Raw genomic sequence first — 24,335 nt, 5'->3', positions numbered from 1 at the left:
GAGGTATGACCCAGGCCGCCAGTCCGGCGCGGACCGTCATTCTGACCGTCGACGACGACCCCGGGGTGTCGCGGGCCGTGGCCCGTGACCTCCGGCGCCGCTACGGCGAGGGCCACCGGATCGTGCGCGCGGAGTCAGGCGACGCCGCGCTGGAGGCCCTGCGCGAGCTGAAGCTGCGCGGCGACCAGGTGGCGGTGATCCTCGCCGACTACCGGATGCCGCAGATGAACGGGATCGAGTTCCTGGAACAGGCCCTCGACGTGTATCCGGGCGCCCGCCGGGTGCTGCTGACCGCGTACGCGGACACGAACGCGGCGATCGACGCGATCAACGTGATCGACCTCGACCACTACCTCCTCAAGCCCTGGGATCCGCCGGAGGAGAAGCTCTACCCGGTCGTCGACGATCTCCTGGACGCCTGGCGGGCCAGCGACTACCGCCCCGTCGGCGCGTGCAAGGTGGTCGGGCACCGCTGGTCGGCGCGTTCGTCGGGCGTCCGCGAGTTCCTGGCCCGCAACCAGGTGCCCTACCGGTGGTACTCGTCCGACACTCCCGAGGGACAGCGGCTGCTGAGCGCCGCAGGCCAGGACGGTGAACGGCTGCCGCTGGTGGTCACCCCGGACGGCACCGCGCTCGTCGAGCCCCAGGACCCGGAGATCGCCGCGCACGTGGGGCTCGCCACGACGCCCACCTCGGAGTTCTACGACCTCGTCGTCATCGGCGGCGGCCCGGCCGGGCTCGGCGCCGCCGTGTACGGCGCCTCCGAGGGACTGCGCACCGTGCTCGTGGAACGGTCGGCGACCGGCGGGCAGGCGGGCCAGAGCTCCCGGATCGAGAACTACCTCGGCTTCCCCGACGGCGTCTCCGGCGGCCAGCTGACCGACCGGGCCCGGCGGCAGGCGGCGAAGTTCGGCGCCGAGATCCTCACCGCGCGTGAGGTGACGGGACTTGAGGTCACCGGGGCCTCGCGCACCATCCGCTTCTCCGACGGCTCCGCGATCTCCGCGCACGCGGTGATCCTCGCGACCGGGGTCTCGTACCGCCAGCTCCAGGCGCCCGGTCTGGCCGAGCTGACGGGCTGCGGGGTCTTCTACGGCTCGGCGCTGACCGAGGCGGCCGCCTGCCAGGGCCATGACGTGTACATCGTGGGCGGCGCGAACTCGGCCGGCCAGGCGGCGATGTATCTGGCCCGGGGCGCCAAGTCCGTCACCATCCTGGTGCGCGGCTCCTCGCTGTCCGCCTCGATGTCGCACTATCTGATCGAGCAGATCTCGGACGCGCCGAACATCTCGGTGCGCACGGGCACGGTCGTGGACTCCGCGCACGGCGACGGCCATCTGGAACAGCTGACCTTGCGCGACGTGGAGAGCGGTCACACCGAACTCGTCGACGCGCAGTGGATGTTCGTGTTCATCGGCGCGGCCCCGCTCACCGACTGGCTGGACGGCACGGTCCTGCGGGACGCCCGCGGCTTCATCGTGGCGGGCCCGGACATGACACCCGACGGGCAGCCTCCCCACGGCTGGGAGCTGGACCGCCCGCCGTACCACCTGGAAACCAATGTGCCCGGTGTGTTCGTGGCCGGGGACGCGCGCGCCGAGTCGGCGAAGCGGGTCGCGTCCGCGGTCGGAGAGGGAGCCATGGCCGTCATGCTCGTCCACCGTTATCTGGAGCAGTCGTGAGTGGGCGTCCTGTGCCGTGCGACGCGGCCGAACTGAGCACCCTGTTCCTGTTCGAGAAGCTCGACCCCGAGCAGCTGGACCGACTGTGCCGGGAGGGCCGTACGGAGCAGTTCGACCCCGGTCCGGTCTACACCGAGGGTGATCCGGCCACCTGCTTCTACGTCCTCCTGGAGGGCACGGTCGTGATGTCGCGCCGGGTCGGCGCGGACGACGTGGAGATCAGCCGCACCTCGAAGCGCGGGGTGTACGCGGGTGCGATGCAGGCGTATCTCAGCGCCCCGGGCGACACGCAGTACAAGGGCTCGATGCGGGTCACCGAGCCGTCGCGGTTCTTCGTCCTGCCCGCGGCGACGTTCTCCGCCATCCTGCGGGACTGGTTCCCGATGGCCGTCCATCTGCTGGAGGGCATGTTCTTCGGCAGCCAGAACACCCAGCGCACGATCGGGCAGCGCGAGCGGCTGCTGGCGCTCGGCTCGCTGTCGGCGGGGCTCACGCACGAGCTCAACAACCCGGCCGCGGCGGCCGTGCGGGCCACCTCCGCACTGCGGGACCGGGTGGCCCACATGCGGCAGAAGCTGGGGATGATCGCCTCGGGACCGTACGCGCGCGACGCTCTGGAGACACTGGTCGAGATCCAGGAGCGGACCGCCGAGCAGGTCGCCAAGGCCACGCCGCTGAGCCCGCTGGAGGCCTCCGACCGGGAGGACGCGCTCGCCGACTGGCTCGACGACCACGAGATCGCGGGCGGCTGGCAGCTGGCCCCGACCTTCGTGCAGGCGGGTCTCGACACCGACTGGCTGGACCAGGTCGCGGCGGCCGTGGACGGCCCGACCCTCGAAGGCGCGGTCCGGTGGCTGAACTACACGGTCGAGACCGAACTGCTGATGAACGAGATCGAGGACTCCACCACCCGTATCTCGCACCTCGTGGACGCGGCCAAGCAGTACTCGCAGATGGACCGCGCGCCCTACCAGGTCTCCGACGTGCACGAGCTGCTCGACAGCACCCTGATGATGCTCGCCGGGAAGATGGGCTCCGGCATCAAGGTCGTCAAGGAGTACGACCGGGCGCTGCCCCGGATCCCGGCCTATCCGGGTGAGCTGAACCAGGTGTGGACGAACCTCATCGACAACGCCGCCTCGGCGATGGTGGGCGAGGGGACGCTGACGGTGCGCACCGCGGCCGACGGGGACCATGTGCTGGTCGAGTTCCGCGACACGGGTCCCGGGGTGCCCGAGGAGATCCGCGACCGCATCTTCGACCCGTTCTTCACCACCAAACCGGTGGGCGAGGGCACCGGTCTCGGCCTGGACATCTCCTGGCGCATCGTCGTCAACAAGCATCACGGCAGTCTGCTGGTGCAGTCCGTGCCCGGCGACACCCGTTTCCAGGTGCGTCTTCCCCTGACCGTCGCGGATTCCTCCGAGGAGCCGTCATGACCACACCGAACGGAATCGACCCGTCCGTACCGCCGAGCGGCACCGGCTGCACCGAGTGCGACGCCGCCGGCGGCTGGTGGGTCCATCTGCGGCGCTGCGCCCAGTGCGGACACGTCGGCTGCTGCGACGACTCCCCGGCCAAGCACGCCACGGAGCACGCGCGGGGCACCGGGCACCCGATCATCCAGAGCTTCGAGCCGGGCGAGGACTGGTTCTGGGACTACGACACCTCGGAGCTCTACGAGGGCGGTCCCGCGCTCGCTCCCCCGGTGAGCCGTCCGCTCGACCAGCCCGTGCCCGGCCCGGCCGGGCGTGTTCCGGCGAACTGGGCCGAGATCCTGCGCTGAGGCCCTGGGACACGGCCCGGCCCCGCCCGCGGGTTCAGAGGACCTTGTCGCCGTACATCTCGCCGAGCGGATCGGCGAGCAGTTCGATCCGGGCGCCGTCGGGATCACGGAAGTAGATCGAGGTGCCGCTCTCCTCCATGTACGCGACCCCGGCGGCGTCGAGCCGGTCGCGCAGTTCGCGCCAGGTGCCGGGGTCGACGGAGATGGCCAGGTGGTGCAGTCCGCCGAGCACCTCCGCGTAGGGGCCGAGGTCGAGGCCGGGGAAGTCGAAGAAGGCGATCAGGTTTCCGTTGCCGAGATCGAAGAAGAAGTGGGTCGAGCCCTTGTAGTCCCGGTTCTCGATCATCTCGGTGAGCGGGAAGCCCAGGACGCCCTGGTAGAACCGTACGGTCCGCTCCACGTCGGCGGACAGCAGCGCGACATGGTGCACGCCGCGGGCCGTGCTCGGCGGCCGCTCCGCCTTCAGATGGGCGTCCCTGATCCGCTGCCGCTCCGCCTCGATCGCCGGCAAGTCCGTCGCACTCATCGAAAGCTCCTCACCCGGAGAACCCGCTACGCGTTCGGTAGCGCGTACAACCACTCTCACACCGTCCGGCGGCCCGTGTCCGCCCGTGTTCCCACCCCGCCGGGATGCGCGGCGGGGCGGGAAGGACGATCCTGGATACATGTCCGGACGGGCTCCTCTGGTTGTGCATCCGGCCCTGGATACCAGCGGCCGCGAGGTGACCGCGCGGGGTGAGAACCTCGGCGTGGCGTTCTCCGACGAGGACCTCCTGGAGTTCCTCGGCCGGGCCGGCCTCCCCGACGCGGAGGATCTGCTGGACGATCCGGCCTGGGTGAAGTGGCGCGGAGGGCAGGCGCACTTCTACGGGACCGGGTGACGGGACGGGGTGACGGACCCGGATCCCCGGCGAGCCGTGAGCAGCGAGCCCTGAGCCGTGAGGTCAGGGCCTTTCCGGTGCCCTGAGGGAGTCCAGGGAGCGGGTGTGGAGCGGCGTGGTGTGCCAGCGGGCCGTGAACGTGCGGTCGGGAAGGGCGCATTCCACGGTCAGCCGGTGCGGGGTCTCCAGGAAGATCACATCGACGCGCAGGGTGTCCTGATCGGTCCAGCCGCCGCTGACCGCCGTCGGGGTCGGACCGGCATCGACGCTCCAGTCGGTTCCTTCGAGCCGCAGTTCGAGCCGCCGCTCCCCCTCGACCAGGGTGACGCGGGTGTCCTTGCCGTCCTCGGCGACGAGCACGCCCGTCAGCGTCCGCTGGGCCGCGCAGACGCCGTCGGCGGGCGTGAACTCCGCCCGTGCCCAGGCGTCCCGGTCCTCCGGGGGCTCGGCCGCGGCCTCCACCGGGGGCAGGGCGAGCCCGGCGAGCCGTCGGCGCAGCGCCTCGTCGCGGTCGCCCGCGGCGGGCAGGGGTGCCGTCCCGAAGGCGGGCAGGAGATGGCGCCACATCAGGTTCAGGAGTTCCTGCATCCGGTCGGTCGCGGCGGTCGTCGCGATCACGGCGTCGTGTTCGGGCAGGACGACGCAGAACTGTCCGAACGCCCCGTCTCCGCGGTATCCGTGCCGGCCGCGCCAGAACTGTAGTCCGTAGCCCTGCTGCCAGTCCGAACGGGCGCCCTCGGGGGTGCCGTCCGCGTTCGGCACGTGGACCCGGGTCGCCTCGGCGATCCAGGAGGCCGGCAGGAGCCGGCGTCCCTCCCAGACGCCTTCGTCCAGATACAGCTGGCCGAGCCTGGCGACGGCGTCGGTCGCGGCGTGCAGCCCGCTGAAGCCGATCTCCCGGCCGGCCCGGTTGCGCTTCCAGGCGGTCTCCGCGATGCCCAGCGGCTCGAACAGCCGGGGGCGCAGATAGCCGGTCAGCGACGCGCCGGTCACGCGCTGGAGGATCGAGGCGAGGGCGTAGGTGGCGGACTGGTTGTAGGCGAAGACGGTGCCGGGCTCGCGGTCCGGCGGGATCAGCAGGAAGCCGCGTACCGTCTCCGACGGGTCCAGCCGGAACGCGTCGGCCCAGGTCTCGGTGAGATGACCGCTGGCCATGGCGGCGACGTGCCGGACGAGCATCGCGCGGCTGCGCGGGTCGGTGATGTCGGCCTCGAACTCGGGGAAGTACGAGATCACCGTGCGGTCGAGGTCCAACAGGCCCTCGGCCACGGCGAATCCGGCGGCCGTCGAGGTGAAGCTCTTACTGAGCGAGTAGAGCAGCTGGATGCGTTCGGGTGTGTACGGCGCCCACCAGCCCGAGGCGACGAGCCGCCCGTGGCGCAGGATCATCAGGCTGTGCGGTTCGATGTCCGGGTCCGTCTCGACGGCGTCGAGGAAGGCGGTGATGCCCGAGGCGTCGACCCCCTGCTCGGCGGGCGGGCTGAAGGGCAGCGGTCGGGCACTCATACGAACGGCCTCCGGAGGGCTCGGGCGGTGGGCGACGACGGGACACGGCGGGCGGAGAGCATTGTGTGCATCTGGCATCTTTCCCGGGCGGTTCCCCGCTGTCCACGCCCGGGCGGCGGACCGCCCTCCGCTTCTCGACCCCCCGATGCCCGGCCTCGGCACCCCACCGCCTCCCGTCTCCCCTCTCCTGCCTCCCTCCAACTCCCTTTGCCCGATGAGGACTTGGGGGTGGCGGCGAATTCCGGGCCGTTATCCCGGCCGGGAGTCGGGGTGGTGAACCGGCGGGAAACACCGGCCCGAACTGTTCGTACGGGCGCGCGACGTCGACGCGCCCGGGTAAAAACACACATCTCCAGTCGTCTCCCGTTGAACACTCTTCGTCACGTCCCGCGTACTTCTGGGAAAGGCGGGTGCCGGTACACGACGAGGGATGACGATGGCCAAGGCGCAAGACTCCGCGGACGAGTTGATCGCCGGGAGATACCGGCTGCTCGACGTCTTCCTGCGCGAGGAGGGCCGGGCCCTGTGGCACGGCGAGGACACCGCCTTCGGACGGCCGGTCGTCCTGACCCGGTCGGGCGCCGCCGGGCCGCCGGGCGAGGAGCGGCCTGAGCCCGTCGCCGACCGGATCCTGCGCACGGCCGAGGTCCTCGGTCCGGCCTGTCACGGAGGGGTGGCAGCGGTTCTCGACGTGGCCGAGGAGCCCGGCTTCGTGTGGACGGTCACGGAGCGGCCCCCGGGCGCCCCGCTGGCCGAGCTCCTCGGCGACGGCCCCGTCGATCATGTGCGCGCCGCCTCCATCGGTCTCGGCGTCCTCGACGTCCTGACCGCCGCGCACCACGAGGGAGTCACGCACGGCGAACTCGGCCCGAGCCAGGTGTGGGCCGACGAACGCGGCACCGTCACCGTGACCGGCTTCGGACTGCCACCGGCCGCCACCGCACCCCGCGTCACCGCGCCCTCGTACGCCTCCCCCGAGCAGGCCCGCGGCGAGGCCACCACACCCGCGGCGGACCTCTGGACGCTGGGCGCGATGATGTACGCGCTGGTCGAGGGGCGGCCGCTGGTCCAGGACCGCGGCGAGCGGGAGGCCACGCTCCGGGCGGTCGACCGGCTGCCGGTCAGGCCGCCGCGCGGCGCCGGCCCGCTGGCGCCCGCCATTCTGGGCCTGCTGCGCTGGGACCCGGTGGAGCGGGTGCCCGAGGCCGTGGTGCGCGAGGCGCTGACGCGCATCCTGCGGCAGAACCTCGAAGAGGTCACGCCCCCGGAGCCGCTGCCCGACCTGCTCGGTCCCGTCGGGGACCACCGCGGGGGCGGTGCGCAGGACGAGGACGCCGGCGCGGGACGCGCCGAGGTCGCCGGGGGAGGCCTTCCGGCGGCCCGGCCACTGCTGCTGGGCGCGGCCCTCACCGTCACGGTCGCCGCCGTCGGGGCGTTCGCCCTGATGGGGGGACTGCCGGGCGGGGGCGACGCCTCGGCGGCCGGACCCGCCCCGTCACGGCCCGCCGCCGGGGCACCGACCGCACCCCCCAGCGCCTCCGGCACGCCTGCCCCGAGGACGCCCACGGCGTCCTCGAAGCCCTCCCCGTCCCCCTCCCCCTCGTCCACCGCCGCCACGGCGCTGCCGTCCGGCTTCTCCGTGTTCCGGGCGCCCCAGGGCTTCGCCGTCGCCCTGCCGGCGGGCTGGAAGCCGGTGGAGACGCAGTCCTCCGACGACCTCGCCTACCGGGTGACCTTCGGGGCGAGCGGCGATCCGCGCACCCTGGCCGTCACCTACAGCACTCAGCTGGGGCCGGACCCGGTCGCCGTCTGGAGCGCCCTGGAGCCGTCCCTGCGCGCCACCTCCACCGGCTACGAGCGCGTGGGCGCCATCCAGCCGGTGACCTACCGCGGCATGAAGGGCGCCGACATGGAGTGGTACTCCGTCTCCGGGGGCGTGCGGCTGCGCACCCTCGGCCGGGGGTTCCTCATCGGCGACCACCGGGGGTTCTCGCTGCGCTGGACGACTCCGGCGGACGACTGGGACAGCGCCGCGAACCGGCAGGCGCTGAAGGCCTTCTTCGACTCCTTCCGGACGGGCGTGAAGTGACCGGTCGTCACCGGGGTTTCAGGTCAGTGTCCTTCCGGGATGCGCAGGCCCGGCCTTCGCTGCGCGAGCCACACGGCGACCTCGTCGGCGATGGGCTGTCCCGTCTCCAGTTCGATGAAGCCGAACTGGCCTCCCTGGTTGCACTCCAGGAACCACCAGATGCCGTCCGCGTCCTCGGCGAAGTCGAAGGCCGCGTAGGCGAGTCCGGTGAAGGCGAGATAGTCGTGGACCGAACGGGCGATGCGATGGGGCACCGGTGTGGGTTCCCAGCCGTTCTCCGTCTCACCGAACCGGCCGTCGACCTGGCCCGGCTCGGCGGCCTTGCGGGCTGCGAACATCCGGGTCCCGATCCCGGTGAGCCGGATGTCGGCGCGTTTGGGGATGTAGCGCTGGAGCAGCGCGGGTCCCGCCGCCACTCCGGAGAAGTCCGTGCCGGGCCCGACCAGCGTGGTGGGCAGGGCCGCCGGGGGCTGGCCCGGCGGCGGCCCTGAGGCCGATTTCACCACCACCTCGCCGTGTTCCTGGACGAACTGCTGTGCCACCCGGGGTGCGGTCGTGATGATGGTCGGCGGCACGGCGAACTTGCTGCTGTGGGCCACCCGCAGCTGCCAGGGCTTGTGCCGGGCCTGCTCGGCACGGCGCGGGTGGTTCATCCAGCGGGTCGAGGCGGAGTAGAGCATGCCGAACAGGGCCTGCCTGGTCTCGGCGGTGAGCCAGGCCGAGGGTTCGGCGGCGTGGGCCGCCGGCTCGCCCGGCCTGCGCACCCACACGGAGCGCAGGCCGCCCATGCTCAGGACATGGCCGTTGACCGACAGATAGCCGTCGAAGTCACCGTGGGCGTAGTCGGCCGACAGCACCGCCTTGCCGGGCAGGTCGGCGGGGTCGAGGCGCACCATGGGCACGCCCCGCTCGTGCAGCCGCGCCACCACCATGTCGGCGGTGACGTCCTGTTCGGCCGTGAGTATGAGAACCGTCATGCTCGCGGCATCCGTCAGTCGTCGAAGTGCGTCTGGGAACCGGCGGTCGACGTCGTGGTGCCGGTCGCCATCAGCAGCGCGCGATCACTGACTGCCGGTCTGCCGTCCGGCAGCACGTTCAGTTGCAGGGACACGTCGAAGTGGTACGGGGGTATTGCGGCCGACTGCCCTGACGGCCGGGCGTAGTTGAGAGTGAACGGTCGCACGAAAGATCCTCCCGCGGTCGCGCGATGGCCAATACACACCCGTACGTGACACGGCCGTAAGGAATTCATCACTTTCTGCCACATCGGGGTGAAGGTCATCACATCGCGTCGTTTCTGAGCTTGCACATTTCGGATTTACTGGGGTGTCCGCTGGGTCGGCGGTCTCCGCGTGTCTCCTTGATTCCACGCAGACCTTAGGCCATAGCTTCATCCTCTGTGACATCAACGCCCCACCATCCCAGGAGAGTTCCCGGTGACCGCATCCATCACCTCGTCCGAAGAATCCGCCGTACGGGCCGACGCGCCGGCCCTCGTCGAGCGCGACGCACGGGACTTCGGCGCCTACGCGCGCAACGGCGGCTGGGCCTTCGCGCTCAAGGTGGCGCGCAGCGTCCGCCCCGGCGGGCAGTCCGCGGACGAGACGGAGAAGGTGTCCGCGAGGGAGTTCGCGGAGCTGGCCGGATGCTCGCCGGAGCGGGTGATGCGCTACTACAAGGCCTGGGACAGGGCGGCGGACGACGGACTGGTTCCCCATTTCGAGACCCTGATGCCCGGCGCGGACGCCGAACTGCCGGACGCGGACGCCTGGTCGGCCTACTACGCCGCACGTTCGAGCGCCGCCTCCGAGCGCGGCGCCGCCATCTCGGAGGCCGCCGAGGCCGAGGGAATCCGCCCCACCAAGGCTCTGGAGGTGGCCGAGAACCCGACCGCGCTGCGGGCCGCGATCCTCGCCGACCCCTCCACGGCGAAGGCCGCGCGCGCCGCCCTGCTGGACCGCGTGAAGGAAGACCCGGCGCTCCAGACCGAGTTGGCCCGTGACATCGCCCGCACGGACGAGCTGAAGAAGGCCGTCGCCACCGAGAACAGGGCGGCCGACCGGATCGGCTACGTACGCCAGATCGCGGAGAAGGGCCAGATCAGGACGCCCGCCGGACAGACCCTGGACGCTCCGGCCGAGCTGCGCTCCGAGGCCGAGCGGCATCTGTCCCTCCTCGACGAGCTCGACGAGGACGAGGACGCGGGCGAGTGGGCCACGGAGGCGTACGACACGATGAGGAACCTCGTCGTCGAGACGGTGGAGGCCGACCCCGAACTGCGCGTCCAGGAACGCCGCACGAAGTTCTACAGCAGCCTCCAGAAGGCCACGAAGGTGTTCGAGGAGCTGACCTTCGACGACGCCGACGACATCTACGAGGACGACATGGTGCAGCGTCTGGAGGAGCTCCAGCAGGCGATCGGCACGGCCATCGCGGCGCTGCGGGGGGCGGCCGACCGGGAGTGAACCGGTCGCGCCGCGCGGCCGGGTGAGGGCCCGGGTGAGTACCCGTACTCATGCGGCCTCCCCCGGCGCTGCACCACGATGGGGCCACCTGGACCAAGGAGGTCTCCATGCCCGGATCAGCCCTCGCCCCGCCCGGCCGGCTCCCCGCGCTCTCGAAGCGCGCCCCGCGCAAGGCCCTTCCGGCCGTGCTCCTCGCGGTGGTCGTCGCGGGGTTGGCGCTCTCCGCGTGGCACGCCAAGGACGGGACGACCTGGCTGCTGGAGACCGTGTGGGTGCTCGTCGGGCTGCCGCTGGTGGTGCTCAACAGGCGGCGGTTCCCGCTCACGAGCCTGCTGTACTGCCTGCTCGCGGCGCACGCGCTCGTCCTCGCGGTGGGCGGCCACTACACCTATGCGCAGGTGCCGTTGGGCGACTGGGTGCGCGACACGTTCGGGCTCGACCGCAATCCGTACGACCGGTTCGGACATCTCATGCAGGGCTTCGTGCCGGCCGTCCTGGTGCGGGAGGTGCTGAGCAGGACGTCACCGCTGCGCGGCAGCAGGTGGCTGGCGCCGCTCACGGTCTGCGCGTGCCTCGCGTTCAGCGCCCTGTTCGAGATGTTCGAGTGGGCGGCCGCGGTGATCGGCGGCCATGGCGCGGACGCCTTCCTGGCCACGCAGGGCGATGTGTGGGACACCCAGTGGGACATGTTCTGCGCCCTGATCGGCGCGACCGTCTCGGTGCTGGTGCTCGGCCGCGCGCACGACCGCCAGCTCGACGCGCTCGCGGCGCCGCGGCCCTCAGGGAGCTGAGGACGGCCGGCGCCGCGGGGGACGGTCAGGAGCCCGGCGAGGCCGGACGGCCCGGGTCGGGCCCGCTGTCACCAGCGGCTCTCGACCTGCTCCTTGATCCGGCGCTCGTAGAGCTCGTCGATGGCGTCCAGCGTCGCGCGGGACAGCTCCGGCAGCTTCGCGGCCTCCGCGTTGGCGTGGGCCTGCTGGGGCGACCTGGCCCCCGGGATGACCGTGGTCACGCCGGGCTGCGCGATGATCCACCGCAGCGCCAGCTGGGCCGGCGTGTACCCCTCGGGAGCGAGGGCGGAGAACTCGGCCGCCGCCTCCACGCCGGTCGCGAAGTCGACACCGGAGAAGGTCTCGCCCTGGTCGAAGGCCTCGCCGTGGCGGTTGTACGTCCGGTGGTCGTCGGCGGCGAAGACGGTGTCCTTCGTGTACTTGCCGGAGAGCAGCCCCGAGGCCAGCGGGACGCGCGCGATGACGGCGACGCCCGCCTCCCGGGCCGCCGGAAGCACCTGGCGCAGGGGCTTCATACGGAAGGGGTTGAGGATGATCTGGACGCTCGCCACGTTCGGGCGGGCGATGGCGGCCAGCGCCTCGTCGCACGTCTCGACGCTCACGCCGTACGCCGCGATCCGCTCCTCCTCGACCATCGTGTCGAGGGCGTCGTACACCGCGTCCGAGGAGTACACGGGTGTCGGCGGGCAGTGCAGCTGCACCAGGTCGAGGCGGTCGACGCCGAGGTTGCGGCGTGAACGGTCGTTCCAGGCACGGAAGTTGTCGAGGACGTAGTTCTCCGGGACCTGGTCGGCCCGGCGGCCCATCTTGGTGGCGACCATGACGTGCAGATCCGGCCGGCCGCGCAGGAACCCGGCGATGGTCTCCTCGCTCCGCCCGTCGCCGTACACGTCGGCGGTGTCGAAGAAGGTCACTCCCGACTCCGCCGCCGTCTCCAGCACGGCCAGGGCTTCCTTGTCGCTCACGTCGCCCCAGTCGGCTCCCAGTTGCCAGGTGCCGAGACCGATGACGGAAGCATGCTGGCCCGACCTGTCGAATGCGCGCTCGTCCATGGCGTCAGTGTGCCACCTCCCCCGGAGCGAACCGGACGTCCCCGCTCCGCGCGCCCTCGCGGACCGGCGCGGCCGTCACGCGCGGGCCGGGCGGCGGCCCCGGCGGCCGACCACGCGCCAGACGGCCCGTTGGCCCCGCAGCGTGAGCGCGCCCACCACGATCAACACGGTCACGTTGATGAGGAGTTGGACGAACGCCCCACGCGCCTGGGTCCAGCTGCCGAAGGCGGCGGAGACGCTGAGGTCGGCCGCGGCCGGGATCGTGGTGACGGAGATGAAGACACCCAGCAGGGCGCTCGTCCTGGCCTCGCTCAGGGAGACGACCCCGACGATCCCGGCCAGCGTGGCGACCGCGAACGAGAAGAAGTCGGGTGTCGAGATGAGACGGGAGACCGGGCGTATGTTCAGGTCGAACGCCCGCGACTCCAGGCCGAAGCCACGGATCATCAGGGCGAAGAGGAACGTGACGGCGATGGCCAGCGCGAAACCTGCGGTCAGTGCGGTCAGCCCTTCGCGGACCCGTCGCCCCGAGCGCCGGTCGATGCCCAGCGCGACGCTCACGATGGCGCCGTACTCGGGCCCGACGACCATCGCCGCCACGATGAGGATCTGCGAGTTGGTGACGATGCCGACCGCGCCGATGAGGCCGGCGACCACCAGGTAGAGATAGAAGCTCGGCGCGTAGGTTCCCTGTGCGCGGATACGGGCCTCCACCTCCTCCCAGACCGGTGCCCGGGCCAGCACCCCGAGCCGGTCGGCACCCGCCCGCGCGGTGTGGCCGGTGAACGCCATGTCCACGGGCTCGATGACGACGGAGCCCACCTCGTCCAGACGCAGCTCCCGCAGGCCGCGCAGGACGCCGTTCGCCCCGCCGGTCAGCACGTCGCAGGCGAGGGCGTCGCCGTCCGGCTTCCGGGCGGCGCCGGGCTGCACCACGAGGTTCACGACACAGGGATCGGCCGCGAGCAGGGCGGTCACGGCGCCGGTCAGCGCGGCGGGACTCACCAAGCGCACATGGATCAGGTCCATGCGGGTACCTCCCGGGACACCGGTGCGCGCCCAGTCGACGGGGAACGGTCCCCTCCAGTAACCCCGGGGTGGGCCCGAGCGGCGAGCAACTGGGCAACTTCCCGCAGGCGTTCACCCATCTGTCGCTCATCATGGCCGCCACCACACTGGACGAGGCCCTCGACCGGCAGCGCGCCCGGGCGGGTGCGACGCGGACACGGCCGTAGCGGCCGCGCAGGGGCGCCGGTTCCGCTACACCCGCGCCCCGTGCACATGCTTCGGCTCGGCCAGCAGCCCATAGATGACCAGCAGGGACACGAGCATCGTGAACAGCGACCACCACGGGTAGACCGGCAGGAAGATCATCTGCGCGATCAGGCAGAACGCGGCCAGACCGACACCCGCCAGCCGCGCGCCCCTGGAGCCCACGAGCACGCCGAGACTCAGCAGGGCCATGACGATGCCGATGACGACGAAGATCCAGCCCCAGGCGGTGTAGTTGAGGATCAGCAACCGGTTGCCCCCGGAGTACACCTTCGAGTAGTAGCCGTGGTTGAAGATCGCCACGAATCCGGTGAGGAGGTTGAACAGAGCGCTGACCATCAGCAGGACTCCGGCGAAGGCCACCCAGTGCGAGCGCTCCATCGGCGGTACGAGGTCGTCTGGCTCGGAAGCTTGTCGCTGCATGACAACCATGAGATCCAGCCGGAGCGCGGAGCGCAATCCACACTCGACCGTTGGTGTCGTACGAGCCGGCGGGACCCGCCCGGGCTCCGGGGGCCACCGGGCCGGGCGCCGTCAGCCCGCGCGCACCGGGTCCGGTGACCGGGCGGGACCGAGCAGGATCGCGGTGTCGCGCGGTCCCGGCCGCGGGGTGCGGGTGTCGGTGACCGGGTCGAGCCGCCCGTCGGGGCGCACGAGGAACAGCAGCGCGTGCCCGTCCGGGATGCCGTCCTCGGTGGAGCGGGGGACGATCCGGGCGCCGTGCCCGTAGCGGCGGGCCAGTTCGGGTCTGCTCAACCCGGCCCCGAACAGGGTGTCACCGCTCGTGTAGGGGGCGACCACGCCATGGCTGAGACCGGGCGGCCCCAGCCGGTGGACGAACCCTTCGAACGTGCCGCGCAGGGTCTCCGAAGCCAGCGCGTTGAAGTCGTCCTCCTCGGTGAGCAGCAGAACGCCGGTGATCCCCTCCAGTTCGGCCCCCTCACCGGTGGCCGCGGCGAGCAGCTCGCCCGGTGCCAGGCTGAGCCCCGCGTCCCGGATCAGGTCGCGCTGCCGCTCCCGTCCGGCCCACATCAGCACGTCGAGACCGGCGGAGCGCAGCGCGCGGCCCAGGTCGATGGCCCAGGGGTCGCCGCCCACGAGCAGCGGCCGGGCCCGTGCGGGGCGCAGCGCGCCGAGGCGCCGGGCGACGGAGCGCGCGCTCAGCCCGTAGAGCGTCACCGTGGCGACGATCACCAGGAAGGTGGCGGGCAGGATCTTCTGGGCGCCGCCCACGTGATCGGCCACGAGCGTGGCGGAGAAGGTCGAGGCGGTGGACGCGGCGACGATTCCGCGGGGGGCCATCCAGCCGATGAACGCCCGCTCGCCGCGGAGCAGATCGGTGCGCACGGTCGACAGCAGGGCGACCAGGGGTCTGACCACCAGGACCAGGGCGGCGACGAGGGCGAGCGTGGGCAGGACGATGTGGCTGAGGGACGCGGGGGTGACCGTGGCCGAGATCGAGATGAACAGCAGCCCGATGATCAGCGAGACCAGGGTCTCCAGGAAGGGGCGGCGGGCGGGGAGGGCGACGCCCGGGAGATTGGCGAGGGCCATCCCCATCACGACCGCGGCGATGAGCCCGGTGTCGTCCCGGATCGCGTCGCACAGGGCCGCCACGCCGACCGCGGCGGCGAGTTGCACCGTGGTGCCGAGGACCTCGCCCAGGTGCAGCCGGCTCAGGAGGAGCCACAGGACGGCGGCGCCCACCGCGCCCCCGATCAGTCCGACGGCCGAACTCGCGGCGAACTGGCCGATCTTGCCGCGCACGTCGCTGCTGCCGCTCGCGACGACGGCGTGGAAGACGAGGGCTCCGAGGATGCCGCCGACCGGGTCGATCAGCGAGCCCTCCCAGATCAGGATGCGCTGGAGGCGTTCGGTGGGGCGTACGAAGTGGAGCAGGGGGCCGACGACGGTGGGTCCCGAGACGACGAGGATCACGCCGAGCATGACCGCCGAGCTCTTCGACATGCCCAGCAGCGGTACCGCGAGAACGGCGGTGGCGCCCCAGGTGATCAGGACCCCGATCCAGATGAGCCGTGCCACGACCCGGTGCATGTGTCCGTGCAGCCTGCTGATGTCCAGGCCGAGTCCGGCTTCGTAGAGGATCACGGCGACGGCCAGGGAGACCATCGGCGAGAAGGCGTCCCCCAGCAGCTTGTCGGGGTTGACGATGTCGGTGAGCGCGCCCGCGGCGAAGCCGACCGGCAGCAGGACGATCAGGGCCGGGATGCGCAGCCGGCTCGCGACGAGCTGGGAGCCGACGGCCAGGACGGCGATCAGTCCGAGGCCCTGGAGGATCTGGTTCTCCGTCATGGCTGCCTCCCTGCCGGTGGTTGCGGCCGGCGGACGGTTCTCCGCGGTCCGTTGTCCGGGGGCCGTCCCGGGCCGGTGAAGGAGGTCGGTACGGGCCGCTGCGCCGCCCGGGGCGGCTTCGGGTGCGGCGGCCCCGCACCCGAGGCAATCACTCCTGCCGGGGGTCGGCGACGGCGGACCCGCCCCGCTCGGCCGTTGGGAGTAGCCGGGTCCCTCCGGCGGAGCAACGAGCCGGCACGCACAGCGCCCCGGAACTGATCCGGGGCGCTGTTCCGCGGCAGCCGCTTCCCTTGCCGCGGGACACGAACCGGCGGTGCCGGTCGGCGCGGTGGCCGGCGGTTTCCTCGCCTCTCCAGGACAGGGGTCGCCGACCCGGAACCAGAGTGCCTCGTGCTGCGGGTGGGGCGGGTGCGGTTCGCCGTCACGTCATCACCTTGTAAGGAACAACACACCCGGTGCCGCTCCACGTCGGCTCCACGCCGGCCAACACCACGGCCAAGAAGCCCCATTCAGGACGCGACGCGTCCTGAATCCTTCAACTCATCGCGTGTACGCGCCAATTGGCGGGGTTCTTTGTTTCACATCTTGACGACTTTGGTGCAGACCTTTAGGTTCACCGATCACCACGGCTCCATGAATGCGTTCATCGTTCACGGACGTGAACCCCCCACGAACTCAGGAGTGTCCGCATGTCCAGATTCCCCCTGTCCGGATTCCCCAGAGGGTCCGGGCGCCGTCGAACGGCCAGGCTGCTGACGGTGACCGCGCTCGTGGCGACGACGGCGTCGGGCCTGACGGCCGTCTCGCCGAGCGCCACCGCGCGCAACGCCGACGCCCGCGGAGCCGCGCTCGCGCAGCCGGCCGCGGTACCGGCCGACTGGGCCACCGTCGTCAACGCGGGCAGCGGCAGGTGCGTCGACGCCCGCGCCGCCGGAACGGCCGACGGCACGGCGGTGCAGCAGTACGCCTGCAACGGCAGCCAGGCCCAGCAGTGGCGGTTCTCGGCCACGTCGGGCGGGTACTCCCAGGTCGGCGGCCGGGGCGACGGCACCAGGGTCTGGGACGTCACCGGCGTCTCGGCCGCGGACAGCGCGCCGATCCAGCTGTGGGCGTACGGCGGCGGCGCGAACCAGCAGTGGCAGGCCGTGGCGGAGACCGGCGGCGCCTACCACTTCGTGAACCGCAACAGCGGCAAGTGCCTCGACGTTCCGGGCGCCTCCGCCTCCGACGGCGTGCAGCTCCAGCAGTACACCTGCAACGGCACGGCGGCCCAGTCCTTCTACGTGAACGCGGTCGACGCGCAGCAGCCGCCCGGGACACCCGACCTGGGCCCGAACGTCACCGTCTTCGACCCGTCGACGCCGGCCACGACCATCCAGAGCAGCCTCGACGCGGCGTTCGCCCAGCAGGAGACCAACCAGTTCGGCACCGCCCGCAAGGCGTTCCTCTTCAAGCCGGGCACCTACGCCGCCGACGCGAACGTCGGCTTCTACACCCAGGTCGCGGGCCTCGGCCTGTCCCCCGACGATGTCACCATCCGCGGCGCGGTGCATGCGGAGGCCGACTGGTTCCAGGGCAACGCGACCCAGAACTTCTGGCGTTCGGCGGAGAACCTGTCGGTGACCCCCACGTCCGGATCGGACCGCTGGGCGGTCTCGCAGGCGGCGCCGTACCGGCGTATGCATCTGCGCGGCAACCTGACGCTGGACGACGGCGGCTGGTCCAGCGGCGGCTACATGGCCGACACGAAGATCGACGGCCAGGTGAACTCCGGTTCGCAGCAGCAGTGGCTGTCGCGCAACACCGAATGGTCGAACTGGACCGGGTCCAACTGGAACATGGTGTTCGTCGGCGCGAGGAACGCCCCCGCGAACAGCTTCCCGAACCCTCCGTACACGACGGTGAGCCAGACGCCGGTCTCCCGCGAGAAGCCCTTCCTGTACGTGGACGCGGCGGGCGCCTGGAAGGTCTTCGTGCCCTCCGTACGCACCGACTCCACCGGAACCAGCTGGAGTTCGGGCACTCCGGCGGGTACGTCCCTGCCGCTGGCCGACTTCTTCGTGGTCAAGCCCGGCGCGACGGCGGCGCAGCTGAACGACGCGCTGGCCCAGGGCAAGAACCTGCTGGTGACCCCCGGGGTCTACCACCTCGACCAGACGCTCAGGGTCACCAGGGCCGACACCGTGGTCCTCGGACTCGGTCTCGCCACCTTCGTCCCCGACAACGGCGTGACCGCTCTGACGGTCGCGGACGTGAACGGCGTCCAGCTCGCCGGGCTGCTGATCGACGCGGGCACCACCAACTCCGCGCAACTCCTGGAGATGGGCCCGAGCGGCTCGTCGGCGGACCACAGCGCGGACCCGAGCTCCCTGCACGACGTGTTCTTCCGCGTCGGTGGAGCGGGCGTCGGCAGGGCGACCACCAGTCTGACCGTCAACAGCGACGACGTGATCGGCGACCACCTGTGGCTGTGGCGCGCGGACCACGGCAGCGGGGTCGGCTGGACCAGCAACACGGCCGACACCGGGCTGGTCGTGAACGGCGACGACGTGACCATGTACGGCCTGTTCGTCGAGCACTACCAGAAGTACCAGACCGTGTGGAACGGCAACGGCGGCCGCACGTACTTCTACCAGAACGAGATGCCCTACGACCCGCCCAACCAGGCGGCGTGGATGAACGGTTCGACCCAGGGTTACGCGGCCTACAAGGTCGCGCCCTCCGTGACGAGCCATCAGGTGTACGGCTTCGGGAGCTACTGCTACTTCAACGCCAACCCCGCCGTCGCCGCAGAGCACGCCATCGAAGCACCGAACAACGCGAACGTGCGCTTCAAGGACATGGTGACCGTCTCGCTCGGCGGCACCGGCACCATCCGGCACGTCGTCAACGACCGGGGCGGGCCGTCCAACTCCTCGACCAACGTCGCCGACCTCGTCAGCTACCCCTGAGCACCTCCGACACGTACGGGAAGGAGAACCGGATGCGCATCAGCGAATCCTCACCGGCGCGCGGTGTCCCGCGGGTCCTCGTCCTGCGGGTACTCGTCCTGCTGGCGGCCCTGCTCGGCCTCGCGTCCCCACCCGCCGCGCACGCGAACTCCGCGGCGGCCCCGTTCAAGGTGCTCGCCCTCTACAACGGCACCTACGACGCGGCCCACATCAGCTTCGTCCACGAGGCGAACGACTGGTTCCCCCGGCAGGCGGCGGCGAACGGCTTCACCTACACGGCCAGCAACGACTGGGACCTGCTCAGCGACGGAGGCGTGAAGGCGTACCAGGTCGTCCTGTTCCTCGACGACCTGCCGCAGACCGCGGCCCAACGCGCGGGCTTCGAGCAGTACATGCGCGGGGGCGGCGGCTGGATGGGCTTCCACGTCTCGGCCTTCACCACGGACGCCCGGAGCTGGTCCTGGTACCACGACCAGTTCCTCGGCAGCGGCGACTTCAGGTCCAACACCTGGGGGCCGACCACCGCGGTCCTGAAGGTCGAGGACCGGACACACCCCGCCACGGTGAACCTGCCCGCGACCTTCACCTCGTCGGTCAGCGAGTGGTACAGCTGGTCCAACGACCTGCGACAGAACCCGGACATCCGGATCCTCGCCTCGATCGACCCCAGCAGTTTCCCGCTGGGCACGGATCCGAACCAGACCTGGTACAGCGGCTATTTCCCGGTCCTGTGGACCAACACGAAGTACCGGATGCTGTACGCGAACTTCGGTCACAACGCGATGGACTACGCGACGAACACCACGCTGTCGTCGACGTTCGCGAGCGCGGCCCAGAACCGTTTCCTGCTGGACGGGCTCAAGTGGCTCGGCGGGGCCGACCCGTCGGTGCCACCGGCCGACCCGATCCCGGAGACCACCTGGTACTCCCTGACGAACGGGGGCAACGGCACCTGTGTGGACGCCCGTTCGGCCGCGACCGCGAACGGGACCGCGATCCAGCAGTACACGTGCAACGGCACCCAGGCGCAGCAGTTCCAGTTCCGTGCGACGGACAGCGGCTACACACGGATCGCGCTGCGGCCCGCTCCCCAGCAGGTCGTCGATGTCACCGACCGCTCGACGGCCGACAACGCCCCGCTCCAGCTGTGGAGTTGGTCCGGCGGCCAGAACCAGCAGTGGCTGCCGGTGAAGGAGGGCTCGGGGCGCTATCACCTGGTCGCGCGCCACAGCGGCAGATGCCTGAGCGCGGCGGCCTCCGCCGCGAACGGCGTCCAGCTCACCCAGCGCGGATGTGACGGGTCGGCCGCGCAGAGCTTCGCCCTCACCGCGCGGCCCTGACGGTCCCCGCGCGCGAGGGTGCCTGCGTCACCGACGTGAGGGAGGCACCCTCGCGGCACCGGCCGCCCGGCGGCGCGGTCTCAGACCCTGCGCCACCGTGCCATCGCGAACGAGAACAGTCCGAACAGGACGAGGCCGGCGGCGACGCAGGTCAGCAGCCACGGCCCCATCGGCGCTCCGGCGAAGGACCGCAGTGTGCCGTCCATCCCCTTGGCCTGGTCGGGCCGGTATTCGACGGCGGCGCGGACCGCGAAGGCGCCCGCCCCCGCGAACACCACACCCCGCGCGGCGCCGCCGCCCACGCCCGCCGTGTCGACGGCCCTGCGGACCCGCCGCGACATCTCACCGAGCTTGAGGTGCTTGTGGTACTTGCGCATCACGGCCCGTACGGCGATCCAGCCGCCCGCGACGACCAGCCCCACCCCGGCGGCGCCGACGATCCACTGGCCGCCGGTCACCCCCAGGGCCTTGGCCGTGACGTCGCGGGACTGCCGGTCGCCCGAGCCGCTGCCGCGCGCGCCGGCCGCGAAGGCCAGCACGGAATAGGCGACGAACCCGTAGAACACGCACCGGGCGGCGGCCGCCAGGCGCTTGCCGGCCTTGCCGCCGTCCTGTCCTGCGCCTCCGAACAGCGCCTCGGACAGGCGCCACAGCGCCATGCCCACGAGCCCGGCGCCCAGGGCCCACAGCAGAACCGAACCGAACGGCTTCGTGGCGATCTCCTGAAGGGCTCCGCTCCGGTCCGCCTGCCGCCCGCCGCTGTCGCCGAACGCGATGCGCAGGGCCAGCAGGCCGACCAGGACGTAGATCACCCCGCGGGCGATCAGCCCCGCGCGGGCCGCGCCTTCGCGGACCGAGCCGGTGGCCGCCCGGCGGGCGCCGGTCTCCCCGCCCCGGGCCACCGTCCCGGCGTTCACACGGCCCGCGTCTCGTGCGCCGTACCCGAATCCAGCCGCAGCTTCATCTGAACCTCCTGGTCACCGGCCTCCGTGCCCAGTTCGTGCACGGTAAAGGCGGCACCGAGGGCCTCCCGCAGCAGCTGTGTCGCCAGCGGGCCACCCTGTGCCTCCACGGTCGGCTGCCCCGAAAGTTCGACCGCAGACCCGGCGGCACCCCCGGAATCACCGGCGGTGTCGAACAGGACGGTCCACACCGTCGGTCTGCCGCTCACGGACTCGTGGGGCTCGTCCGCCCTCTCGCGGTCCGCGGTGAAGCGGCCGCACAGGACACCGAGCACCGCTTTGGCATCGGCCGCGGAACAGTCCCCGAGCATCACATGGACCGTTGACGCGGGCAGTTGTTGCACGCTCATGAAAACCCTCTCCCTGACGTCGGCGAGCAGGAAGGCGCGCCCACGGACGAGCACGTCGTGACAGGTGTCCGAGTACCCCTCGATCACCTGTGAAACGAGGAACGCGGGCCTTGCTTGCGCCAATACCGGCCCAGGTCAGAAGGGTCGGTGAGCTATGTTGAGTTCTCGTGGGACATGAAGGAGGACGCGCACCGGTGCCATCGCCGCAGCAGGCACGCGCACAGGCATCCGCGATCACCTCGGGAAAGACGGCGCCCGAGGCCGGCGTGGCGCCCCCGTCCCAGCTCAGGGAGCTGTTCGACGGCCCCCGGCTCTCTCCGGGCCAGCGGCGCATCGCCCAGTATCTGATCGAGCACATCACCGAAGCCGCTTTCCTGTCGATCACCGACCTCGCCGAGCGGGTGGGCGTGAGCCAGCCCTCCGTGACCCGTTTCGCGGCGGCGGTGGGCTTCAGCGGCTATCCCGCGCTGCGCGAGAGCCTCCAGGCCATCGCGCTCAGCACCCTGGGCAGCACACCGGGCACTCCGGCCGAGGTCACGAGCAACGAGCTCCAGGCCGCGGTGGACGCCGAGATCGAGAACCTGGAGAACCTGCGGCGGGACTTCGCCGATCCCGACCAGATCATCCGTGTCGGCCGGGCACTGTCGCAGTCGGCGCCGCTGACGGTCCTCGGGCTGCGGATCTCGGGCTCGCTGGCCGAGTACTTCGCGTACGCCGCCCGACGCATCCACCCGGATGTGCGGGTGGTGACGCGCGGCGGCTCGGTCGCGTACGACGCGCTGCTCCAGTCGCGCGAGGCGGGCGGCACCTGGGTCCTGGCCTTCGGGATGCCCCGGCACGCCCACGAGACGCTCACGGCCATGCGGGTCGCGCGCAGCGCGGGCCTCCGGGTGGCGCTGGTCACCGACCTCGGCCTCGGCCCGCTGGCCGACGAGGCCGACGTGACCTTCGCCACCGGGACCGGTTCCCGCCTGGTGTTCGACTCGTACGCGGCGCCTGTGGTGCTGTCGGCGGCACTGCTCCAGGCCATGACCGACGCCGATCCGGAGCGCACACAGGCGCGCCTGGAGGAGTACGAGCAGGTCGCCGAGCAGCACCAGTTCTTCCTGCGGGACTGACCCCGGGCCCGAGCCACACCCGGCCCGGCCACCGCCCGGTCACCACCCGGACCCACCCCGGCCCGGACCCGCGATATCACGCGAAGGGGCCCGGCACCACCGGACTCCGCTCCGGCACGCGTCCGCCTCCGCGCACCCACCACGGCATCACGGGATCATTCACAACAAAGCACGCATGAATGTTTTCATGCCCTTGCGCTTCCGGACGCATATATAAATACTTCTTTCGGATCGTGCCCCGGAGGCTTCCAGGTCACGACCCATGAGCGCCCGGGGCCGTCCGCTCCTACCCGCAACGGGTCCCGGGTGTTCGAGCGGGTCTCGCCTGCGAGACCCGTGGTGGCGGCCCCGGTACCCCTATGCCGGGGCCGCCCCCAGAGTCCCCCGCCGACGTACCCCGGAAGCGATGAACATGGCCCTGACGTATTCACCGATGACCTCGGACTGGCCGTGCCAGGTCAAGACCCCCGGCAGCTTCGACTGGGAGCGCTCGGCGGTGAGATGGCTGCGCGAGCTGGTACCGAGCCGCTACGCGAGCTATCCCGTCCTGCACAAGCACCCCGTCCTGCTCGCCCGCCACGCGCACCTCCAGGTGCAGCAGGAGATACGGGTGGCCCGCACGGCACTCCAGACCGCCCGCTCCGAGCTGCCCGGCCTGGGCCTCCAGGAGGGTGTGATCGAGCACTCCATCAAGATGTACGCCGCCGAGGTGATGCAGCTCCAGCACATCGCCCGCAGCATCCGTACGGTGTCCCAGGCGCTCGTGGACCACGCCCACCAGCGAAACTGAGGTCCCGGGCCCTGCCGTGGCCCGGCAGGACCGAGCCCAGGGAGACGGCGTGGACAGTGCCGGCAAGCAGACCGACGACGTTCGTGGAGGCGGTGAAGCCGCGGCGGCCGCACCGCTCGACGTGCGGTGGATCCACGGCTCCCCCTCGGCCAAGCACAACACGGACCCCGACATCCAGGTCCACGCCCACGACGAGCACACGGTGATCCTTCGCCAGAACATGGCGGTCGACTACGAGGCGCCCTTCATGTTCCTGCTGTTCGGGAGCGCGCGGGCCGTCCTGATCGACACGGGCGCGACGGCCTCGGCCGACCACTTCCCGCTGCGCCGGGTCGTCGACGAGCTGATGGAATCCTGGCTGGCCGGGCACCCCCGTGACGACTACGGGCTGCTGGTGCTGCACACCCATCCGCACGGCGACCACGTCGCCGGGGACGCCCAGTTCGCCGGCCGTCCCGGAACCGAGGTCGTGGACGCGGCCCTCGACAGCGCCTGGGACTTCTTCGGCTTCCACGCCGATCCCGAAGCCGTCGCCCGGGTCGAGCTCGGCGGCCGGGTGCTGGAATGCCTGGCCACACCCGGACACCACGCGGCCTCGGTGACCTTCTACGACCCCTGGACCGGCATCCTGTTCACCGGCGACACGGTCTACCCCGGACGCCTGTACGTCGACGACTGGCCGGCCTTCACCACCACCGTCGACCGGCTGATCGACTTCTGCGGTCGCCGCCCCGTCACCCATGTCCTGGGCTGCCACATCGAGATGACCCGGGAGCCGGGGCGGGACTATCCGGTGCGCACCACCTACCAGCCCGACGAGCCGCCGCTCCAGATGACCACGGATCAGCTGCTGGACCTGCGCCGGGCCGTCGGGACCGTCGGCCCGCTGCCCGGCAGGCACGTCTTCGACGACTTCGTGATCTGCCGCCGCGACATGCGGGAATGAGGGAGCGCGCCCGGACGGCCCCGCCCGGAGCGATAGCCGGG

General features: G+C 71.5%; 22 protein-coding genes and 1 pseudogene. 13 read left to right on the top strand and 10 right to left on the bottom strand.

The genetic code is table 11. From position 1 onward, the window contains the following. The first annotated feature begins 5 nt into the window (after positions 1–5). From ACZ4AA_RS30705 to ACZ4AA_RS30695, 3 genes are read left to right on the top strand one after another with little or no spacing between them, the layout of a single operon-like run. Complete coding sequence (locus tag ACZ4AA_RS30705; RefSeq protein WP_467609918.1) at positions 6–1,682, top strand: NAD(P)/FAD-dependent oxidoreductase; 1,677 nt, start codon at positions 6–8, stop codon at positions 1,680–1,682. Next, positions 1,679–3,121: an ATP-binding protein gene (locus ACZ4AA_RS30700; protein ID WP_467609916.1), complete on the top strand. Its 1,443-nt coding sequence runs from the start codon at positions 1,679–1,681 to the stop codon at positions 3,119–3,121. Before ACZ4AA_RS30705 ends, ACZ4AA_RS30700 begins: the two co-directional genes overlap by 4 nt. Continuing rightward, positions 3,118–3,468 carry a UBP-type zinc finger domain-containing protein gene (locus tag ACZ4AA_RS30695; RefSeq protein ID WP_467609914.1) on the top strand — a complete coding sequence of 117 codons (351 nt, stop codon included), beginning with the start codon at positions 3,118–3,120 and terminating at the stop codon, positions 3,466–3,468. The genes ACZ4AA_RS30700 and ACZ4AA_RS30695 overlap by 4 nt, the downstream gene beginning before the upstream one ends. 34 nt (positions 3,469–3,502) lie before the next feature. Here ACZ4AA_RS30695 and ACZ4AA_RS30690 read toward each other — a convergent pair whose 3' ends face one another. Beyond that, the gene (locus ACZ4AA_RS30690; protein ID WP_467609912.1) at positions 3,503–3,994 is read right to left on the bottom strand and encodes a VOC family protein; all 492 of its coding nucleotides are present in this window, start codon (positions 3,992–3,994) and stop codon (positions 3,503–3,505) included. Positions 3,995–4,133: 139 nt separating this feature from the next. On the opposite strand from ACZ4AA_RS30690, the gene ACZ4AA_RS30685 reads away from it, so the two are divergent. After that, complete coding sequence (locus ACZ4AA_RS30685) at positions 4,134–4,349, top strand: hypothetical protein (protein WP_037617573.1); 216 nt, start codon at positions 4,134–4,136, stop codon at positions 4,347–4,349. Positions 4,350–4,412: 63 nt separating this feature from the next. Here the strand turns inward: ACZ4AA_RS30685 and ACZ4AA_RS30680 are convergent, their stop codons facing one another. After that, positions 4,413–5,855 (bottom strand): serine hydrolase domain-containing protein, encoded by a 1,443-nt coding sequence (locus ACZ4AA_RS30680; RefSeq protein WP_467609910.1) that lies wholly within the window; start codon positions 5,853–5,855, stop codon positions 4,413–4,415. 436 nt (positions 5,856–6,291) lie between these two features. Between ACZ4AA_RS30680 and ACZ4AA_RS30675 the strand changes: the two genes are divergently transcribed. Next, complete coding sequence (locus ACZ4AA_RS30675) at positions 6,292–7,944, top strand: protein kinase domain-containing protein (RefSeq protein WP_467609908.1); 1,653 nt, start codon at positions 6,292–6,294, stop codon at positions 7,942–7,944. Positions 7,945–7,967: 23 nt separating this feature from the next. On the opposite strand, the gene tgmB is transcribed toward ACZ4AA_RS30675, so the two are convergent. After that, positions 7,968–8,921: an ATP-grasp ribosomal peptide maturase gene (gene tgmB / locus ACZ4AA_RS30670; RefSeq protein WP_467609905.1), complete on the bottom strand. Its 954-nt coding sequence runs from the start codon at positions 8,919–8,921 to the stop codon at positions 7,968–7,970. Between the two features lie 14 nt (positions 8,922–8,935). Continuing rightward, complete coding sequence (tgmA, locus tag ACZ4AA_RS30665) at positions 8,936–9,127, bottom strand: putative ATP-grasp-modified RiPP (protein WP_037617579.1); 192 nt, start codon at positions 9,125–9,127, stop codon at positions 8,936–8,938. Between the two features lie 253 nt (positions 9,128–9,380). Between tgmA and ACZ4AA_RS30660 the strand changes: the two genes are divergently transcribed. Then, positions 9,381–10,409: a hypothetical protein gene (locus ACZ4AA_RS30660; RefSeq protein WP_467609902.1), complete on the top strand. Its 1,029-nt coding sequence runs from the start codon at positions 9,381–9,383 to the stop codon at positions 10,407–10,409. 107 nt (positions 10,410–10,516) lie between these two features. Next, entirely contained in the window at positions 10,517–11,200 is a 684-nt protein-coding gene (locus ACZ4AA_RS30655; protein WP_467609900.1) for a DUF2238 domain-containing protein, read from the top strand. 68 nt (positions 11,201–11,268) lie between these two features. On the opposite strand, the gene ACZ4AA_RS30650 is transcribed toward ACZ4AA_RS30655, so the two are convergent. Together ACZ4AA_RS30650 and ACZ4AA_RS30645 are read right to left on the bottom strand one after the other, a co-directional pair. Then, positions 11,269–12,252, bottom strand: a complete 984-nt coding sequence (locus ACZ4AA_RS30650) for an aldo/keto reductase (protein WP_467609898.1) — start codon at positions 12,250–12,252, stop codon at positions 11,269–11,271. Positions 12,253–12,327: 75 nt separating this feature from the next. Continuing rightward, on the bottom strand, positions 12,328–13,281 hold the full coding sequence (locus ACZ4AA_RS30645; protein WP_467609896.1) for a DUF389 domain-containing protein: 954 nt from the start codon (positions 13,279–13,281) through the stop codon (positions 12,328–12,330). 68 nt (positions 13,282–13,349) lie between these two features. On the opposite strand from ACZ4AA_RS30645, the pseudogene ACZ4AA_RS30640 reads away from it, so the two are divergent. Further along, positions 13,350–13,487: pseudogene (locus ACZ4AA_RS30640) on the top strand (hypothetical protein); the annotation flags it as partial. Positions 13,488–13,512: 25 nt separating this feature from the next. Here ACZ4AA_RS30640 and ACZ4AA_RS30635 read toward each other — a convergent pair. Together ACZ4AA_RS30635 and ACZ4AA_RS30630 are read right to left on the bottom strand one after the other, a co-directional pair. Then, a complete protein-coding gene (locus tag ACZ4AA_RS30635) occupies positions 13,513–13,947 on the bottom strand; it encodes a DUF7144 family membrane protein (protein WP_467609894.1) in 435 nt (144 codons plus the stop codon). A 111-nt stretch (positions 13,948–14,058) separates the two neighbouring features. Next, positions 14,059–15,837 carry a cation:proton antiporter gene (locus tag ACZ4AA_RS30630; RefSeq protein ID WP_467609892.1) on the bottom strand — a complete coding sequence of 593 codons (1,779 nt, stop codon included), beginning with the start codon at positions 15,835–15,837 and terminating at the stop codon, positions 14,059–14,061. A 689-nt stretch (positions 15,838–16,526) separates the two neighbouring features. Between ACZ4AA_RS30630 and ACZ4AA_RS30625 the strand changes: the two genes are divergently transcribed. Further along, complete coding sequence (locus ACZ4AA_RS30625) at positions 16,527–18,788, top strand: RICIN domain-containing protein (RefSeq protein ID WP_467609890.1); 2,262 nt, start codon at positions 16,527–16,529, stop codon at positions 18,786–18,788. A gap of 32 nt (positions 18,789–18,820) precedes the next feature. Beyond that, complete coding sequence (locus ACZ4AA_RS30620) at positions 18,821–20,128, top strand: RICIN domain-containing protein (protein ID WP_467609888.1); 1,308 nt, start codon at positions 18,821–18,823, stop codon at positions 20,126–20,128. A gap of 80 nt (positions 20,129–20,208) precedes the next feature. Here the strand turns inward: ACZ4AA_RS30620 and ACZ4AA_RS30615 are convergent, their stop codons facing one another. Together ACZ4AA_RS30615 and ACZ4AA_RS30610 are read right to left on the bottom strand one after the other, a co-directional pair. Beyond that, on the bottom strand, positions 20,209–21,045 hold the full coding sequence (locus ACZ4AA_RS30615) for a DUF1206 domain-containing protein (protein ID WP_467609886.1): 837 nt from the start codon (positions 21,043–21,045) through the stop codon (positions 20,209–20,211). After that, positions 21,042–21,440 (bottom strand): hypothetical protein, encoded by a 399-nt coding sequence (locus ACZ4AA_RS30610; RefSeq protein ID WP_467609884.1) that lies wholly within the window; start codon positions 21,438–21,440, stop codon positions 21,042–21,044. The genes ACZ4AA_RS30615 and ACZ4AA_RS30610 overlap by 4 nt, the downstream gene beginning before the upstream one ends. A gap of 194 nt (positions 21,441–21,634) precedes the next feature. On the opposite strand from ACZ4AA_RS30610, the gene ACZ4AA_RS30605 reads away from it, so the two are divergent. The 3 genes from ACZ4AA_RS30605 (at position 21,635) to ACZ4AA_RS30595 (ending at position 24,294) form a co-directional block, all read left to right on the top strand. Beyond that, the gene (locus ACZ4AA_RS30605; protein WP_467609882.1) at positions 21,635–22,558 is read left to right on the top strand and encodes a MurR/RpiR family transcriptional regulator; all 924 of its coding nucleotides are present in this window, start codon (positions 21,635–21,637) and stop codon (positions 22,556–22,558) included. Between the two features lie 406 nt (positions 22,559–22,964). Continuing rightward, positions 22,965–23,348 carry a hypothetical protein gene (locus ACZ4AA_RS30600; RefSeq protein WP_467609880.1) on the top strand — a complete coding sequence of 128 codons (384 nt, stop codon included), beginning with the start codon at positions 22,965–22,967 and terminating at the stop codon, positions 23,346–23,348. Between the two features lie 49 nt (positions 23,349–23,397). Continuing rightward, entirely contained in the window at positions 23,398–24,294 is an 897-nt protein-coding gene (locus ACZ4AA_RS30595; protein ID WP_467609878.1) for an MBL fold metallo-hydrolase, read from the top strand. Positions 24,295–24,335 lie beyond the last annotated feature (41 nt).

The sequence above is a fragment of the Streptomyces sp. NPDC024698 genome, assembly GCF_055559015.1.
The sequence above is the reverse complement of the archived record's forward strand: the minus strand, read 5'-3'. Positions and strand labels throughout refer to the sequence as shown.